Origin of the sequence: Salinibacterium sp. SWN1162 (assembly GCF_015864675.1) — a bacterium.
Lineage (GTDB): Bacteria > Actinomycetota > Actinomycetes > Actinomycetales > Microbacteriaceae > Rhodoglobus.
Genome location: NZ_JADYWT010000001.1, coordinates 1440522 through 1454726, shown reverse-complemented (window position 1 = coordinate 1454726; position 14205 = coordinate 1440522). Strand labels below are relative to the sequence as shown.

14 protein-coding genes and 2 tRNA genes are annotated in these 14205 nt (G+C 61.0%); 9 read left to right on the top strand and 7 right to left on the bottom strand.

The window, feature by feature from the left end; all coding sequences use genetic code 11:
• Positions 1-97 precede the first annotated feature (97 nt).
• On the top strand, positions 98-649 hold the full coding sequence (locus tag I6E58_RS06890) for a hypothetical protein (RefSeq protein WP_197131693.1): 552 nt from the start codon (positions 98-100) through the stop codon (positions 647-649).
• The gene (locus I6E58_RS06885) at positions 643-1479 is read left to right on the top strand and encodes a PKD domain-containing protein (RefSeq protein WP_197131690.1); all 837 of its coding nucleotides are present in this window, start codon (positions 643-645) and stop codon (positions 1477-1479) included. The genes I6E58_RS06890 and I6E58_RS06885 overlap by 7 nt, the downstream gene beginning before the upstream one ends.
• Before the next feature lie 45 nt (positions 1480-1524).
• On the opposite strand, the gene I6E58_RS06880 is transcribed toward I6E58_RS06885, so the two are convergent.
• Positions 1525-2316 carry a class I SAM-dependent methyltransferase gene (locus I6E58_RS06880; protein ID WP_197131687.1) on the bottom strand — a complete coding sequence of 264 codons (792 nt, stop codon included), beginning with the start codon at positions 2314-2316 and terminating at the stop codon, positions 1525-1527.
• 22 nt (positions 2317-2338) lie between these two features.
• On the opposite strand from I6E58_RS06880, the gene I6E58_RS06875 reads away from it, so the two are divergent.
• Positions 2339-4363: a M3 family metallopeptidase gene (locus tag I6E58_RS06875; protein WP_197131684.1), complete on the top strand. Its 2025-nt coding sequence runs from the start codon at positions 2339-2341 to the stop codon at positions 4361-4363.
• Positions 4364-4895: 532 nt separating this feature from the next.
• Here the strand turns inward: I6E58_RS06875 and clpX are convergent.
• Entirely contained in the window at positions 4896-6173 is a 1278-nt protein-coding gene (clpX, locus tag I6E58_RS06870) for an ATP-dependent Clp protease ATP-binding subunit ClpX (RefSeq protein ID WP_197131682.1), read from the bottom strand.
• A 189-nt stretch (positions 6174-6362) separates the two neighbouring features.
• Between clpX and I6E58_RS06865 the strand changes: the two genes are divergently transcribed.
• From I6E58_RS06865 to I6E58_RS06855, 3 genes are all read left to right on the top strand, one after another.
• Positions 6363-6941, top strand: a complete 579-nt coding sequence (locus I6E58_RS06865; protein WP_197131680.1) for a hypothetical protein — start codon at positions 6363-6365, stop codon at positions 6939-6941.
• Positions 6942-7004: 63 nt separating this feature from the next.
• Entirely contained in the window at positions 7005-7724 is a 720-nt protein-coding gene (locus I6E58_RS06860; protein ID WP_129071681.1) for a YcnI family protein, read from the top strand.
• Positions 7725-7732: 8 nt separating this feature from the next.
• Positions 7733-8368 carry a copper resistance protein CopC gene (locus I6E58_RS06855; RefSeq protein ID WP_197131678.1) on the top strand — a complete coding sequence of 212 codons (636 nt, stop codon included), beginning with the start codon at positions 7733-7735 and terminating at the stop codon, positions 8366-8368.
• 111 nt (positions 8369-8479) lie between these two features.
• On the opposite strand, the gene I6E58_RS06850 is transcribed toward I6E58_RS06855, so the two are convergent.
• Entirely contained in the window at positions 8480-9154 is a 675-nt protein-coding gene (locus I6E58_RS06850; RefSeq protein ID WP_129071683.1) for an ATP-dependent Clp protease proteolytic subunit, read from the bottom strand.
• Positions 9155-9156: 2 nt separating this feature from the next.
• On the bottom strand, positions 9157-9777 hold the full coding sequence (locus tag I6E58_RS06845; protein WP_129071684.1) for an ATP-dependent Clp protease proteolytic subunit: 621 nt from the start codon (positions 9775-9777) through the stop codon (positions 9157-9159).
• A gap of 119 nt (positions 9778-9896) precedes the next feature.
• On the opposite strand from I6E58_RS06845, the gene I6E58_RS06840 reads away from it, so the two are divergent.
• Positions 9897-10385 (top strand): tetratricopeptide repeat protein, encoded by a 489-nt coding sequence (locus I6E58_RS06840; RefSeq protein WP_197131677.1) that lies wholly within the window; start codon positions 9897-9899, stop codon positions 10383-10385.
• Positions 10386-10446: 61 nt separating this feature from the next.
• Positions 10447-11403 carry a nucleoside hydrolase gene (locus I6E58_RS06835; RefSeq protein WP_231595162.1) on the top strand — a complete coding sequence of 319 codons (957 nt, stop codon included), beginning with the start codon at positions 10447-10449 and terminating at the stop codon, positions 11401-11403.
• A gap of 70 nt (positions 11404-11473) precedes the next feature.
• Here I6E58_RS06835 and tig read toward each other — a convergent pair whose 3' ends face one another.
• Together tig and I6E58_RS06825 are read right to left on the bottom strand one after the other, a co-directional pair.
• Positions 11474-12805, bottom strand: coding sequence for a trigger factor (gene tig, locus I6E58_RS06830; protein WP_197131676.1), 1332 nt, complete (start codon positions 12803-12805; stop codon positions 11474-11476).
• A 35-nt stretch (positions 12806-12840) separates the two neighbouring features.
• Positions 12841-12914, bottom strand: a tRNA-Pro gene (locus I6E58_RS06825).
• 256 nt (positions 12915-13170) lie between these two features.
• On the opposite strand from I6E58_RS06825, the gene I6E58_RS06820 reads away from it, so the two are divergent.
• Positions 13171-13244: transfer RNA gene (locus I6E58_RS06820), tRNA-Gly, on the top strand.
• Positions 13245-13337: 93 nt separating this feature from the next.
• On the opposite strand, the gene I6E58_RS06815 is transcribed toward I6E58_RS06820, so the two are convergent.
• Entirely contained in the window at positions 13338-14090 is a 753-nt protein-coding gene (locus I6E58_RS06815) for an alpha/beta hydrolase (protein WP_307842011.1), read from the bottom strand.
• Positions 14091-14205: the final 115 nt, after the last annotated feature.

The window sequence follows — 14205 nt, the reverse complement described above, 5'->3', positions numbered from 1 at the left end:
TTTGCATTCATGCGCGCTACCGCGCGGAGCCGGCAACCCTCACTGCTTACTGTGGATAGTTCGAGCCCGTCTCCCCTGACCCGTTTAGCGTCAATATATGCGGCTATCGAATCTCACACGACTCTCGATCGGTGCGCTCCTCGTAGCGTCTCTCAGCGGCTGCGTTCCCGCCGACCCGGCACCGCCTCAGCCGAGTGCGACATTCGTCGCGCCCTATGCGAGCGATGAAGAGGCGCTGGCGGCGGCGGAGGCTGCCTATGGTGAGTTCGTAGACGTCTCAAATGTGATTCTCAACGAAGGCGGGGCTTCGCCTGAACGCATCGAGACGATCACGACCGGCGACTTCGCAGAGCGCACGTTATCGTCATACAAAGATTTCGGAGCCGAGGGCAAGAAAAGCGTCGGGAATGCGACATTCGACTCGGCGGTGTTGCAACGTTACTCATCCGGCGGTGGGAACGTTGAGATAATCACGATTTACCTATGTCATGACGTTTCGAAGGTGGACCTTCTCGACTCGAACGGAGACTCTCTCGTCAAACCAGATCGTCAAGCTCGAGTCAGACTGGAGGTCACCTTCGATTTCGACGCTGTTGACCAGAAACTGCGATTGTCCGAACGGGATGTCTGGACCGACCCGACGTGCTGAAACGCACTCTCGTGACGGCAAGTTTCCTGCTCTCAGTCACACTGGCCGCATCGTCCCTAGTGTTCCAGTCGGGAATTGACGAAGATGAGCTGCTTGCCGGAATTGATACTTCCGATTCAATAGTTGAGCTGGAAGGCGTGCGCGATTCCGCCGGGTCTGGAGGCGGCGGAGGGAGCGACGGCGGCTACTACGACGAACCCACGTACACCGACGGCGTCGCCTATGCTCCGGCCGTCGACGAGGGCCTCGACAACGTCGAGGAAGCATGGTGCGACATCCAGCGCATCGAGTGCGTGCCGTGGACTCGCCCGGCTGAAGACGACGATGCCGCAACCGCAGCGACCGCTGCAATCACGATTTCTGACATCGCGTCATTCCGCCCGCAAGCACCTGCTGCGGCGATGCAACCGAACCAGTGGATGATCGTCGGCCTCGACACCAACTTCTATTCCGCCGCATCCGCCCACGTCGTTGACGGCACCCTTTTCGGCGGCACTGCCCAAGTTCGATTCACACCAGTGAGCTACAGCTGGGACTACGGCGACGGCACCACAGAAAGCACCGACAATCCCGGGCGCACCTGGGCCAAATACCGGATCGCCGAATTCGACCCGACGCCGACCAGCCATGTTTTTGAAGAACCCGGCGACTACACGATCACTCTTGCCGTTACCTACGCCGCCGAATACCGTGTCGCCGGCAGCGGCTGGCGAAACGTGGTCGGCACCCTCACCATTGTGGCGCCGCCACTCACCGCGACCGCCGGTCACGCGACCACCGTTCTCGTTGATCAAGACTGCAACGAGAACCCCACCGGGATCGGCTGCTAGGCCAAAAAGCACACAACGCGCACGGCGTCGACTACGGCTTCACGTTCACACCCGCGCGAGAATCTCCCCGTGCGGCATCGCCATCCATCCTTGAGGCGAATCGGCCCACTCCCGCCAGGCACTACTGATCTGCTGCAACACCTCTGGCGTAGCCAGCGACTTGCTGAGCGCATCCTCAGCGAAGGCAGACTCCAGCACCCGCGCCTCCCACATGCTTCCCCACCACTCACGATCGGTGTCATCGGAGAAGTTCCAGATCGATGCCGACGTGGTGACTTCGGTCAAACCGGCCTGCATCGCCCACGACTTGAGACGACGCCCCGCATTCGGCTCTCCCCCATTGCTGCGGTGAACCGCGTCGTAGACGTCAGCCCAGACCTTCAACCCCGGCAGCTCTGGAAAACAAATCGTGCCCGCATAGTCCACATCCCGCACCGCGATCAAGCCACCCGGCTTCGCGACCCGCTTCATCTCCGCGAGAGCCGCGACCGGATCGCCCAAATGCTGCAAAGTCTGATGCGAATGCACGAAATCGAAACTGTCATCGTCGAACGGCAACGCATACGCGTCCCCCACAATGAAACTCAGGTTGTCGGCAGTGAAAGCGGATGCCTTTTCGATTACCGCGGCAGCGGCATCCAACCCCACAACACGACCAGGGGCCAGGCGCTCCGCAAATTCGGCCGTGATGGTGCCCGGCCCACAACCAATATCGAGGAGAGAAAGCCCGGCCTCAAGATGCGGTTCGAAATACGCCGCCGAATTCGCGATCGTGCGCCACGTGTGTGACTTCAAAACACTTTCATGATGGCCATGGGTATATCGCTCGTTGGTCATGATCTGAGAATAGGGTAGAACAATGACCAACCCTTTCTTTGCGCCCAGCACGTTGCCCTTCGGTATGCCCCCATTCGCCGACATTCACGACGAGCACTACGCGCCCGCCTTTGAGAAAGGGATGACCGAACAGCTCACCGAGATTGAGGCAATTACGTCTCAGCCAGAAGCGGCGACCTTCGAGAACACCATGATCCCCCTCGAGACCAGCGGCCAGCTGCTCAGCCGGGTGGCGATCGTGTTCTTCAATAAGACCTCCGCCGACGGCGACGCGGCCTCCGATGCCCTCGAAGAGATCATCGCTCCCCAGCTGGCCGCCCACAACGACGCCATCAGCCTCAACAGCGCCCTCTACGAGCGCATCCGCAGCATTCGCGAAAGTCTCGACGACACTGAGTTGGATGCCGAAGCCCGCTACCTGGTCGAGCGCTACTTCACCGAATTCACCCTTGCCGGCGCCGGCCTCAGCGACGACGCGAAAGCGACCCTGCGCGACTACAACTCGCGCCTCTCGAGCCTCACCACGAAGTTCGAAAAGAACCTGCTTGCCGACACGAACGACCTTGCCGTCGTCGTCGACAGCATCGACGAGCTCGATGGCTTGGAACCGTCCGAGATTTCGGCAGCCGCCAGCGCCGCCAACGACCGCGGCCTCCCAGGTAAGTACCTCATCACCCTCATCCTGCCGACGAACCAGCCGCACCTCTCGGTGTTGAAGAATGCGGATGTTCGGGGCCGAGTCATGGCAGCATCGCGCACTCGCGGCATCCGCGGGGGCAAGTTCGACAATCGCGAACTTGTGCTCGAAATCGCGAAGGTGCGATCGCAACGTGCGGCCCTCCTAGGCTTCGACAGCCACGCGGCCTGGGTGACCGCCGATGAGACCGCGCAGAACCCACAGCGGGTCGCTGACATGCTCGGCAAGCTCGCCCCCGCTGCTGCCCGCAATGCTCGCGACGAGCATGCAGCACTCGAGAAGCTCGCGGGCACCGAAGTGACGGCCGCTGACTGGGCGTTCTACGCCGAGAAAGTGCGCGCCGAGCAGTACAACGTCGACACCACCCAGATGCGACCATATTTCGAAGCAGAGCGAGTGCTTCGAGACGGTGTGTTCTTCGCTGCGACCAAGCTCTACGGCGTCACTTTCACCGAGCGCCGCGATCTCGCGGCCTACCACCCTGACGTGCGTGTCTTCGAAGTCACCAACGAAGACGGCAGCGAGGTCGGGCTCTACACTCTCGACCTGTACACGCGCGACTCCAAGCGGGGCGGTGCCTGGATGAACTCGCTCATCTCACAGTCTGACCTGCTCGGGCATCCGGTCATCGTCACCAACAACCTCAACGTACCGAAGCCGGCCGCCGGCGAAACCACGCTACTGACCTACGACGAGGTCAACACGCTGTTCCACGAGTTCGGCCACGCCCTGCATGGCCTCTTTGCCCGCGTCACCTACCCCAAGTTCTCGGGCACGAACACCTACCGCGACTTCGTCGAGTTCCCCAGCCAAGTGAACGAAATGTGGATGCTCTGGCCCGAGGTGCTCGACAACTACGCCAAGCACTACGAGACCGGCGAGCCCATGCCCCGCGAGATCGTGGAGCGCATTCAGGCGAGCGCCGCGTTCAACGAGGGTTTCCTCACGAGCGAATACCTCGCCGCCGCTCTCATCGATCAGGCGTGGCACCGCATCGGCGCCGACGACGATGTGACGGATGTCGCAGCCTTCGAAGCGCAAGCGCTAGCCGAAGTCGGTCTCGACAACCCGGCCGTTCCCCCTCGTTACTCCAGCACCTACTTTCAGCACATCTTCGCCAACTCGGCCTATGACGCTGGCTACTACTCCTACATCTGGAGCGAGGTCTTGGATGCCGACACGGTCGAATGGTTTACCGAGAACGGCGGGCTCTCCCGCGAGAACGGAGACCGCTTCCGCTCGCGCCTGCTGGGGGTTGGAGGGTCAAAGAATCCGCTCGAGGCATTCCGCGACTTCCGTGGGCGTGACGCCGAGTTGCAGCCTTTGCTGACTCGTCGGGGCCTCAACTAGCGCGCAGCGCACTGAACGGGGCGTCGACGCGCAGGAATCGGCGCCCACACCGTAGTTGGCGGCACCCTAGAAGTGAACGCTTTGTTCGAAGCTCCTAGGAAAAGCACAGCGGATGGTGGATTGTTGTGCCGGAGCCACAAACATTGGTGAAAACCTTTCGTTAACGGTCTCCGGTCGGGCACAATGGTGCGGGTCGCGTTAGTCGCGCCCCTTCACACTTAGACGTCACCTAGCACGATGTCCTGAGGGCGATCCCATCTCAGCCTCACCCGAATTTGGCTGCAATGAGTTTGCCCGGCGCGATCGCCCTCAGGAACATCACTTCTGCCGAGACTTCTGCTTCCCTCTCTGGCGTTGTCGCCTCTGGCCGGGTGTCTTGTCGCCATGAGCGACAGCACTGCGCACTGCTCGACAGCCCGCCGGCGATGAAGCCGTCGCGGTGCCAGCCCAGTCACCCTCAGCGCGCGCTAAAAAGCGCGGACGCCCGAGGGCATCCGCGCTTTTGAAAGTACGACCGAGTGGAGATGTGCTGTTAGGCGGACTTCTCCGCACGCACAGGCTGGCGAGGAATGATTGTGGGGGCAGCGTTCTCTAGAACAGCAGCTCTGGTGACGATAACGCGACCAACGGTCTCGTCCGACGGCACGTCGAACATGATCGGTCCGAGCACTTCTTCCAGGATGGCACGCAATCCGCGAGCACCGGTCTGACGAAGCACCGCAAGATCGGCAATCGACTCGAGCGCATCGCGCTCGAATTCGAGTTCAACACCATCGATCTCGAACATGCGCTGGTACTGACGAACGAGAGCGTTCTTGGGCGTCGTCAAGATATCCATGAGTGCCACCTGGTCGAGCTGCGTCACCGTGGTGACAACAGGCAGACGACCGATGAACTCGGGAATGAGACCAAACTTGTGAAGGTCTTCTGGAAGAACTTCGCCGAAGAGGTTTACGTCGTCGCCCTTGCTGTGCAGCGGGGCTCCAAAACCAATGCCCTTCTTACCTGCACGGTTCGAGATGATTTCTTCGAGGCCCGAGAAGGCTCCCGCAACGATGAAGAGCACGTTCGTGGTGTCCACCTGAATGAACTCTTGATGCGGATGCTTGCGGCCGCCCTGAGGCGGAACGGAGGCGACGGTGCCCTCAAGGATCTTGAGCAGAGCCTGCTGAACGCCCTCACCAGAGACATCGCGCGTGATGGAGGGGTTCTCAGCCTTGCGAGCGATCTTGTCGATCTCATCGATGTAGATGATGCCGGTTTCTGCGCGCTTGACGTCGTAATCAGCGGCCTGAAGGAGCTTGAGGAGAATGTTCTCGACATCCTCACCGACGTAGCCGGCTTCGGTCAGCGCTGTGGCATCCGCGACAGCAAACGGAACGTTAAGGCGCTTGGCGAGGGTCTGAGCGAGATAGGTCTTACCGCAACCGGTCGGGCCGATCAGCAGGATGTTCGACTTGGCGATCTCAACGTCATCGATGACCGCATCGGCCGAGGTGATCGTTCCACGAGCGCGCACGCGCTTGTAGTGGTTGTAGACGGCGACTGAGAGCGAGCGCTTAGCGGCCTCTTGGCCGATGACGTATTCCTCAAGGAAGTCATAGATTTCCCGCGGCTTCGGCAGATCGAATTCGCTCGATGCCTCCTCGCCAGCTTCAGCAAGACGCTCTTCAATGATCTCGTTGCACAGATCTACGCACTCGTCGCAAATATAGACACCGGGACCGGCAATCAATTGCTGTACCTGCTTTTGGCTTTTGCCGCAGAAGGAACACTTGAGCAGGTCCGCGCTTTCCCCAATTCGGGCCATGCCGGTTCCTCTCCTTGAGTAAATACCTTGATTACGAGCCTAACCCGATATTCGGTCAGTCTCGGTCACCACTACTGGCGGCGTTTCGGCGCGTCGGTTGCACCACGAAATGCAGCAATTCGCAGCGCAAGCGGCACCCCGCAGACAAACTAGGCTTGAGGGGTTAGCGACGACCACAGAAGGAGCCCCATGCATACCCGTGCCATGCGCGTGCTTCGTGGCAGTATCGCCGCTTTCTTCGCCACTTTTACTGCGGCGTTTTCCCATCAATTCGCGGGTGGAGTCACGCCGTCGCTTTTCGGTATGGGCGTCTCCCTCGTGATCTCGATCAGTATTTGCACGCTCCTCGCGGGGCGCACAATCTCCCTCGCTCGTTTGAGCATCGCAATTGCGGCGAGCCAAGCGATGTACCACGCGCTTTTCAGCTCGATGCTGGCCCCGGCGGGGATCGCCCAGCACAACATGGCCGCGATGACCTTCGACTTCAGCTCGGTAGCTCGGTCGGCGGATTCGGCGATGTCGCTCTCTCACGCCGTCGCCGCGACGGTGACAATCGTGGCCTTCCGGTACGCCGAAGTCGCTTTTTGGGGCCTCTTCGATACGGCGCGGATGTTTATCTCGCGCCTCTTCATCTCGCTCTCTCTCGTCGCGACTCCCGTGCTGGAATTCCGTCTTGAGCCACGCAGCGCACCAGCGGTGCAGCTCGTCGCTCGCTTTCTCGCCATTACGCGCTATCGGGGCCCGCCGGCCGCCCTCGCCGCGGCCTAACGCTGCCGCCCAGCACCCCCGATATTTGTCGCTCCTTAGCGACCCTTTGTGAGAAAGAAAACAATGAAAAACTTTACTAAAGCTGCCCTCGCCCTCTCGGCAGGAGCAGCACTCGCGGTAGCGGCTCCGCTCGCGGCCATGGCTCACGTGACGATCGACCCGGGCCAGTCCGACGCCGGCAGCTACGCACTCATCACGGTCAAGGTTCCCAACGAGTCCGACACCGAGAAAACTAACAAGGTGCAGCTCAACCTGCCCACGGACACCCCGTTCGCGAGCGTGCGCTTTGTACCAGTTCCCGGTTGGGACGCTGAGCTTGTGCGCAGCGAACTGCCGGAGCCCGTCATGGTCGGGGAAAGCGAGATCACCGAAGCAGTGACTTCAATTGTGTGGACAGCGCAGGCTGGCTCCGAGCTCGGTGATGGCGCGCTACTCTTGCTCCCTATCTCGCTTGGGCCGGTGCCGGATGTCGGAAGCGTCGTCCTGACGGCCGACCAGACGTACACCGACGGTTCCGTGGTGAGCTGGAGTGGCACCGAAGAAGGAGCCGAAAAGCCCGCTCCCATCCTCTACGTCAACGATGCACCGGTAGATGACCACGGTCACGCTGAAACGGAAGAAGACGCTCACGGCGACGACCATGCCAGCGAAGACGAGCACACCGACGCTGCGGCGGCATCCAGCGGAGACCCCGTTGCTCGCGGTCTCGGAATCGCTGGCCTCGTTGCCGGTCTCGGCGCGCTCGTAGCGGCGTTCGCTTTCCGTCGCCCCGCCACTAAGTAGTTCGAATCATGCGTCGAGTTTTTCGCATCGGCGCCGCGTTCAGCGCGGCCACGATCGCAGCTCTGCTGCTGCTCGTGGCCGCGCCCGCGTCTGCCCACAACTACATCGTCGACAGCACTCCCCTCGAGGGCGAAACTCTTACCGTGCTACCCGACGAGTTATCTGTCACCACCAACGACGTACTGCTTGACCTGGGCGGAGACGGCGGTGGTTTCGCGATTCAGATTCTGGATGCCGACGGCGGTTACTACGGTGACGGTTGCGTCAGCATCCGCGACGAGTCTCTCTCCACGCTGGCTGCTCTCGGTGAGCCGGGCGAGTACCGGATGCTCTGGCAGCTGGTTTCAGCCGATGGCCACACCATCTCTGACGAGATCGACTTCACGTGGCAGCCCGATGCCGACCAGGTGCTCTCGGAGGCGCTCGATGCCCCGCCGGCCTGCGGCGGCGGGTCGCTCGAAGAGAACACTCCCCCAGCAGCGGCCGAGGGCACCGACGATAGCAGTGTGTCTGACGGTAACGGCGCTGGCGCGAGTGTTGACGCTGAAACCGCAGTGTTGATCGGCGGCGCGGTCGCTCTCGTACTCGTTGCTGGCGTGGCGATCTTCTTGATCTCCGTCAAGCGCAAGAAAGACGCGTCCTAGCACGAGGTCGAGTCGCGATTCCGCCAGCTCACCTTCTTCGTGCTTTCCGCTTTAACGCACTGAGGCGGTCACCCCATCGGGGTGACCGCCTCAATTACGTGAAAGCGAGTATTAGCTCGTGATCGCCGGCAGCGTCTTGCGGCTCGTGAGCACTTGGTCGATGAGACCGTACTCCATAGCCTCAGCGGCGCTCAGGATCTTGTCGCGCTCGATGTCCTTGTTGATCTGCTCCGGAGTGCGGTTCGAGTGGTGCGAGAGCGTCTCTTCGAGCCAACCACGCATACGAAGAATCTCGCGTGCCTGAATCTCGATGTCCGACGCCTGGCTCGAACCTTCCGACCCACCGCTGGGCTGGTGGATGAGGATGCGGGCGTTGGGCAGAGCCAGACGCTTTCCCTTGGTTCCACCGGCGGTGATCACGGCAGCGGCCGAAGCAGCCTGGCCGAGAACAACGGTCTGAATCTGCGGACGGATGTACTGCATCGTGTCGTAAATTGCCGTCATCGCGGTGAACGATCCACCGGGTGAGTTGATGTACATCACGATGTCGCGGTCAGGGTCTTGGCTCTCGAGAACGAGAAGCTGAGCCATAACGTCGTCAGCGGAAGCATCGTCGATCTGCACACCCAAGAAGATGATGCGGTCTTCGAACAGCTTGGCGTACGGGTCTTGACGCTTGTAACCGTAGGCCGTGCGCTCTTCGAACGTGGGGAGGATGTAGCGGGCATCAGCATCCGGGCGGCCGATACCGGCGGGTGCCTGTGCTCCGAGGTTGAAGTTCTCCATGATTAGTCCTTCTTGCCGGTTGCGTTGTCGTCGGAGGCGTTGTCTTCGGTTCCGCCACCGCCTACAACGTCGGATGCGAATTCGCGTAGGTGGTCAACGAAGCCGTATTCGAGCGCTTGCTTTGCCGTAAACCAGTTGTCACGGTCGTTGTCAATCAGAACCTGCTCGACGCTCTTGCCGGTCTGCTCTGCGGTGAGCTCAGCCATGCGCTTCTTCATGTCGAGGATGACGCCAGCCTGAGTCTGGATGTCAGCAGACGTTCCACCGAATCCACCCGACGGCTGGTGCAAGAGCACGCGCGCGTTGGGGGTGATGTAGCGCTTGCCCTTGGTGCCCGAAGAGAGCAGGAACTGCCCCATCGAGGCGGCAAGGCCAATGCCAACGGTGACGATGTCGTTGGGCACGAAGTTCATCGTGTCGTAGATCGCCATTCCCGCGGTGATCGAACCACCGGGTGAGTTGATGTAAAGGTAGATGTCGCGCTTGGGATCCTCTGCTGCGAGCAGCAAGATCTTTGCGCAGATCTCGTTCGCGTTTGCATCGCGCACCTCTGAGCCGAGCCAGATGATGCGGTCCTTGAGGAGTTGGTCGAAGATGCTCGAGACCAATGCCGGTTGGGCCATTGTTGCGCTCCATTTCAGTTATCGCGTGTTACGAATCTATCCGAGTACGCGCCGCGATTCTGGCGTGTTCGCCCTAGGCAAAGTACCGCGTCGCCAGAGGCTGCTTGTAGGCTCACCAAATGCAGCAGAACTGGCGCGATCGAATCGCAGATATTTGGGCCCACGCCGACACCATGGCCGAGCACGACGTCGTCTCAGCGATCGATGAGCTTGTCGCCGAGCGTGACCCTGACGATGCCGAGGCACTCTTCGAAGCAGCGGGCGCGCGCGACTACGCCGGGCTAGAGGCCGCGGCCGAGCCGCTGTACCGTCTGGCGATTAAGAGTGGGTTGGATGCCGCCCTCATGCCTCGGGCGACGATCCAGCTGGCCAGCACGCTACGCAATCTCAATCGCGTCGATGAGTCGATCGCTCTACTCGAGCAGCAGTTACACACGCATCCCGACGATGAGTGGACGGGGCCTACCGCCGCATTTCTCGCTCTTGCCCTCACCAGCCGGGGTGATCCTACGCAGGCAGCGGCCGTCGCACTGATGGCGCTGGCCGACTACCTCCCTATCTATCAGCGCTCCGTGCGCGGGTACGCTGCAGAGCTACTCGCCGACTAGTTCTCGCCGCAGGTGCCGACTTCCGTCAGGGTGAGCGCTCCAGCGGCAATAGCATGGCCGCATGCAGCAAATGATTCTTGACGTTGACACTGGTATCGACGATGCGCTTGCGCTGATGCTGGCGGTGCGACACCCCGGTGTCAATCTGCGGGCAGTCACGTGCGTTGCGGGCAACGCGAGCCTTGACCAAGTCGTGCGCAACACTCTCAATGTTCTGGACGCCGCCGGAGCCGGTGACGTTCCGGTAGCGGCGGGCGCCAGCCGCCCGTTACTCGCGGCCGCGCATCCGGCCGCTCACGTTCATGGCACGGATGGACTCGCCGATCTCGGTCTTCCCACCTCTACTCGCCAGGTCGTCCCTCTTCATGCGATTGAACTGCTACGACGCGAGATTCTGGCGAGCCCCACTCCGGTCACTCTTGTTCCTCTTGCACCGATGACGAACATCGCTCTTTTAGTGCGAACCTATCCAGAGGTGCTCGCCAACGTCGAGCGCATTGTGTTCATGGGCGGCTCCGCGTCCGTTGGCAATGCGACTGCCGTTGCTGAGTTCAACACTTGGCACGATCCCGAGGCCGCGGAGATCGTGCTCACCGCAGGGGTTCCGATCACGATGTACGGCTTGGATGTCTTCTATGCCGTTACCATTGCCCCTTCTGAAATCGCCACCCTCGCTGCCTCTGCAGAGCCCGGAGCACAGCTCGCCGGCCGCCTGCTCCAGTACCTCGTAACGGTGAAGGGCGGCGAGGTTCGCGTTGCCGGCGATGGGCATGGAGATATTGGTGATGCGGGAGCGGTATGCGCCGCCATCGCCCCTGACGGCCTCACAACATCGCACTTGCCGGTGCGCGTCAGCCTGGCCGACCCGCTCACTCGCGGACAAACCGTGGTCGACCACCGCACCGCTGGGCACGAACAAGACGGCGCCGGCGATGACAACTTTCGCCGCATCGATGTCGCCCTCGGTGTCGACAGCGCCCGCTACGCCCGGCTCTTTGTCGACACAATCACACGCTAACGTTTTAGGCCTTAACGACCTCACGGCCGACTAGATAACTAGTCGGCCGTGAGGGATAAAACGGTGTGGCTTAGGCTTCGTCGCTAGCGACGTCGTCTGCGACGACCTCTTCAGCGGCTTCCGGGTTAGCGATCGCGGTGAATGCCGAGACATCTACCGACTTGCCCGCAGTGTCAACAACCTTGGCCTTGCTGAGCACGACTGCGAGAGCCTTGCTGCGAGCGACCTCGGCGACCATGGCGGGAATCTGGCCGTTCTTGTCCAGAATCTGGATGAACTCGCCGGGCTCCATGCCGTACTGCTGCGCGCCCTGCACGAGGTACGAGGTGAGCTCTTCTTGGCTGACCTTGATCTCTTCGGACTCAACGATCGAGTCGAGCAGAATCTGTGAACGGAATGTCTTCTCGCTAGCGATAACGACCTCCGCTCGGTGCTCGTCGTCTTCGAGGCGGTTCTCGTTCTCGAGGTGACGGTGAACTTCGTCTTCTACGAGCTTCTCGGGAACGGGGATTTCAACGTTCTTGAGCAGTTCGTCAACGATCTGGTCGCGAGCTTCAGCACCCTGGCCGAAAGCCTTGGAGCGCTTGATCTGGTCCTTGAGGTCTGCCTTGAGTTCCTTGATGGTGTCGAACTCGCTAGCCATCTGAGCGAAGTCGTCATCTGCCTCAGGAAGCTCGCGCTCCTTCACGGTGAGCAGTGACACGCTGATGACAGCGGTCTCGCCCTCGTGGTCTCCACCGAGCAGTACGGATTCGAAGGTCGTCGATTCTCCGCCGCTCAGCGAGTCGAGTGCTTCATCGATGCCCTCGATCAGTTCGCCCGAGCCGAGCTCGTACGAAATGCTTGTCGCGGAGTCAACCTCGGTGTCACCGATCTTGGCAACGAGGTCGAGCTGAGCGAAGTCGCCCTTCTTAGCGGGGCGGTCAACGGTGACGAGAGTGCCGAAGCGGGCACGCAAGGTGTCGAGCTCGTCCTTCACGTCATCGGCAGATACCTTGACTTCGTCAACCGTGAGGGTGAGTTCGTCGTAAGCGGGCATGTCGAATTCGGGGCGAACGTCAACCTCGATAGCGAGAACCAGATCTCCGCTGAAGTCCTTGACCTCGGGCCACGTGACAATGTCTGCCTCGGGGCGACCAAGAACACGAATCTCTTCCTCGGTAACGGCTTGGCGGTAGAAACCATCGAGTCCATCGCTCACGGCGTGGTTCAAGATCTCTTCGCGGCCAACGCGCTGGTCAACCAGCTGCGGCGGCACCTTTCCCTTACGGAAGCCGGGGATGTTGATCTGCGAGGCGATGTGGCCATACGCGTGATCGATGCTCGGCTTGAGCTCTTCGGGGGTGACCGAGATGTTGAGCTTGACGCGGGTCGGGCTCAGCTTCTCAACGGTTGTCTTCACGTCGTGGATCTCCTGTAATTCGATGGTGTATTTCGTCGGGGCGACAGGATTCGAACCTGCGACCTCTCGGTCCCAAACCGAGCGCTCTACCAAGCTGAGCTACGCCCCGGGGCGCCATGTTTCTTATGGCCACGGCATCAGACTGCGATACCGGTACAAAATTGGCCTCGGCAAGTCTAGCCTGAGCGCGCGGTGAATGTTGACGAGATCCGGAGATCAGTGTCTTTTGCACCGTGTTCACGATGTTTATCAGGCATTCGCCCAGCAAATCATTGGGAAGTTGCGCCGTGAGCGATCTCGAGTTCGCACTTTGCCAGGTTTCGGGTACAGTATTCCTCGGTACACAGCACGAACGGGTGCCAAGTGGGGATGTAGCTTAATGGTAAAGCCTCAGTCTTCCAAACTGATGACCGGAGTTCGATTCTCCGTATCCCCTCCACTACAGAACGAAGGCCGCCTCACTGAGGCGGCCTTCGTTCGTTAACACTCGCAGCGCAGATTGCTGCGCGCGCTGAGCAGTGTGCGCCCCGCTCTAATTCGTCGATGGACTCCGGGTAATAGCACGCTCAATCACGGAGCGAGCATCCGCAGCCTCGGGAAGCGGCAGCAGCGGGTAGTCGTGGATCATGCCCTCGCCCACGTGAAAGTCGAGAGCGATGCCCTCTTCCTTGGCGCGATCGCGCAGGCGCAGAGCATCCGCATGCACAAGGTCGCGGGTTCCCGTAAAGACCGTGATCGGCGCGAGGCCTGCGAGATCGCCATGGATGGGGCTCACACGCCAGTCGTCTTCTTCGAGCTCGGCGCGGTACAACGCTCCGGCCGCATGCGTGCCAGGCACAGCAAGCCATGGATCCCGTGGCGCGATCTCCGCCAGCATCGGGTCCGTTCCGCTGATGTCTAGCCAGGGCGCGATCAGCACGATCGAGCGCAGCGGCGGGAGTTTGCGGTCTCGCAGCTCCATTGACACCGCCATCGTCATCCCACCGCCAGAAGAGTCGCCCATCACACTGACGTTCTCGGCACCGACGTCGGCGACGAGAGACTGAACGAGCGTTGCTGCTCGATCGACAACGACCGAGGCACGACCGTCGGGCGCCAGAGGCATGATCGGAACGGTGAACGTTGTTCCCGTGGCACGCACCAGTCGCGCGATGAGCTTCCAGTGGAAGGGGTCAATCTGGAAAACGTAGCTGCCGCCATGAAAGTAGACGACGTGGCCAGCAGCTGAAGGGGTCTTGGGCCGGATGGTGAACACGGGCCAACCACCCACGTCGCGAGATGACACGTCAACGTGACGCGAAAGCGACCGGGGTGGGGTGAATGACGCTGGTTTTCTGCGAAGCTCAGCGATCCGCGAAAGGGTGCGCTCAGGATCGCTAAACATGCGTTTGGACCCTCGC

Excerpts from the sequence above, each read along its gene's own strand:
- I6E58_RS06890 (WP_197131693.1), top strand. The coding sequence starts at position 98 with ATGCGGCTATCGAATCTCACACGACTCTCGATCGGTGCGCTCCTCGTA.
- I6E58_RS06880 (WP_197131687.1), bottom strand. The coding sequence starts at position 2,316 with ATGACCAACGAGCGATATACCCATGGCCATCATGAAAGTGTTTTGAAG.
- I6E58_RS06875 (WP_197131684.1), top strand. The coding sequence starts at position 2,339 with ATGACCAACCCTTTCTTTGCGCCCAGCACGTTGCCCTTCGGTATGCCC.
- clpX (WP_197131682.1), bottom strand. The coding sequence starts at position 6,173 with ATGGCCCGAATTGGGGAAAGCGCGGACCTGCTCAAGTGTTCCTTCTGC.
- I6E58_RS06865 (WP_197131680.1), top strand. The coding sequence starts at position 6,363 with ATGCATACCCGTGCCATGCGCGTGCTTCGTGGCAGTATCGCCGCTTTC.
- I6E58_RS06860 (WP_129071681.1), top strand. The coding sequence starts at position 7,005 with ATGAAAAACTTTACTAAAGCTGCCCTCGCCCTCTCGGCAGGAGCAGCA.
- I6E58_RS06855 (WP_197131678.1), top strand. The coding sequence starts at position 7,733 with ATGCGTCGAGTTTTTCGCATCGGCGCCGCGTTCAGCGCGGCCACGATC.
- I6E58_RS06850 (WP_129071683.1), bottom strand. The coding sequence starts at position 9,154 with ATGGAGAACTTCAACCTCGGAGCACAGGCACCCGCCGGTATCGGCCGC.
- I6E58_RS06845 (WP_129071684.1), bottom strand. The coding sequence starts at position 9,777 with ATGGCCCAACCGGCATTGGTCTCGAGCATCTTCGACCAACTCCTCAAG.
- I6E58_RS06840 (WP_197131677.1), top strand. The coding sequence starts at position 9,897 with ATGCAGCAGAACTGGCGCGATCGAATCGCAGATATTTGGGCCCACGCC.
- I6E58_RS06835 (WP_231595162.1), top strand. The coding sequence starts at position 10,447 with ATGCAGCAAATGATTCTTGACGTTGACACTGGTATCGACGATGCGCTT.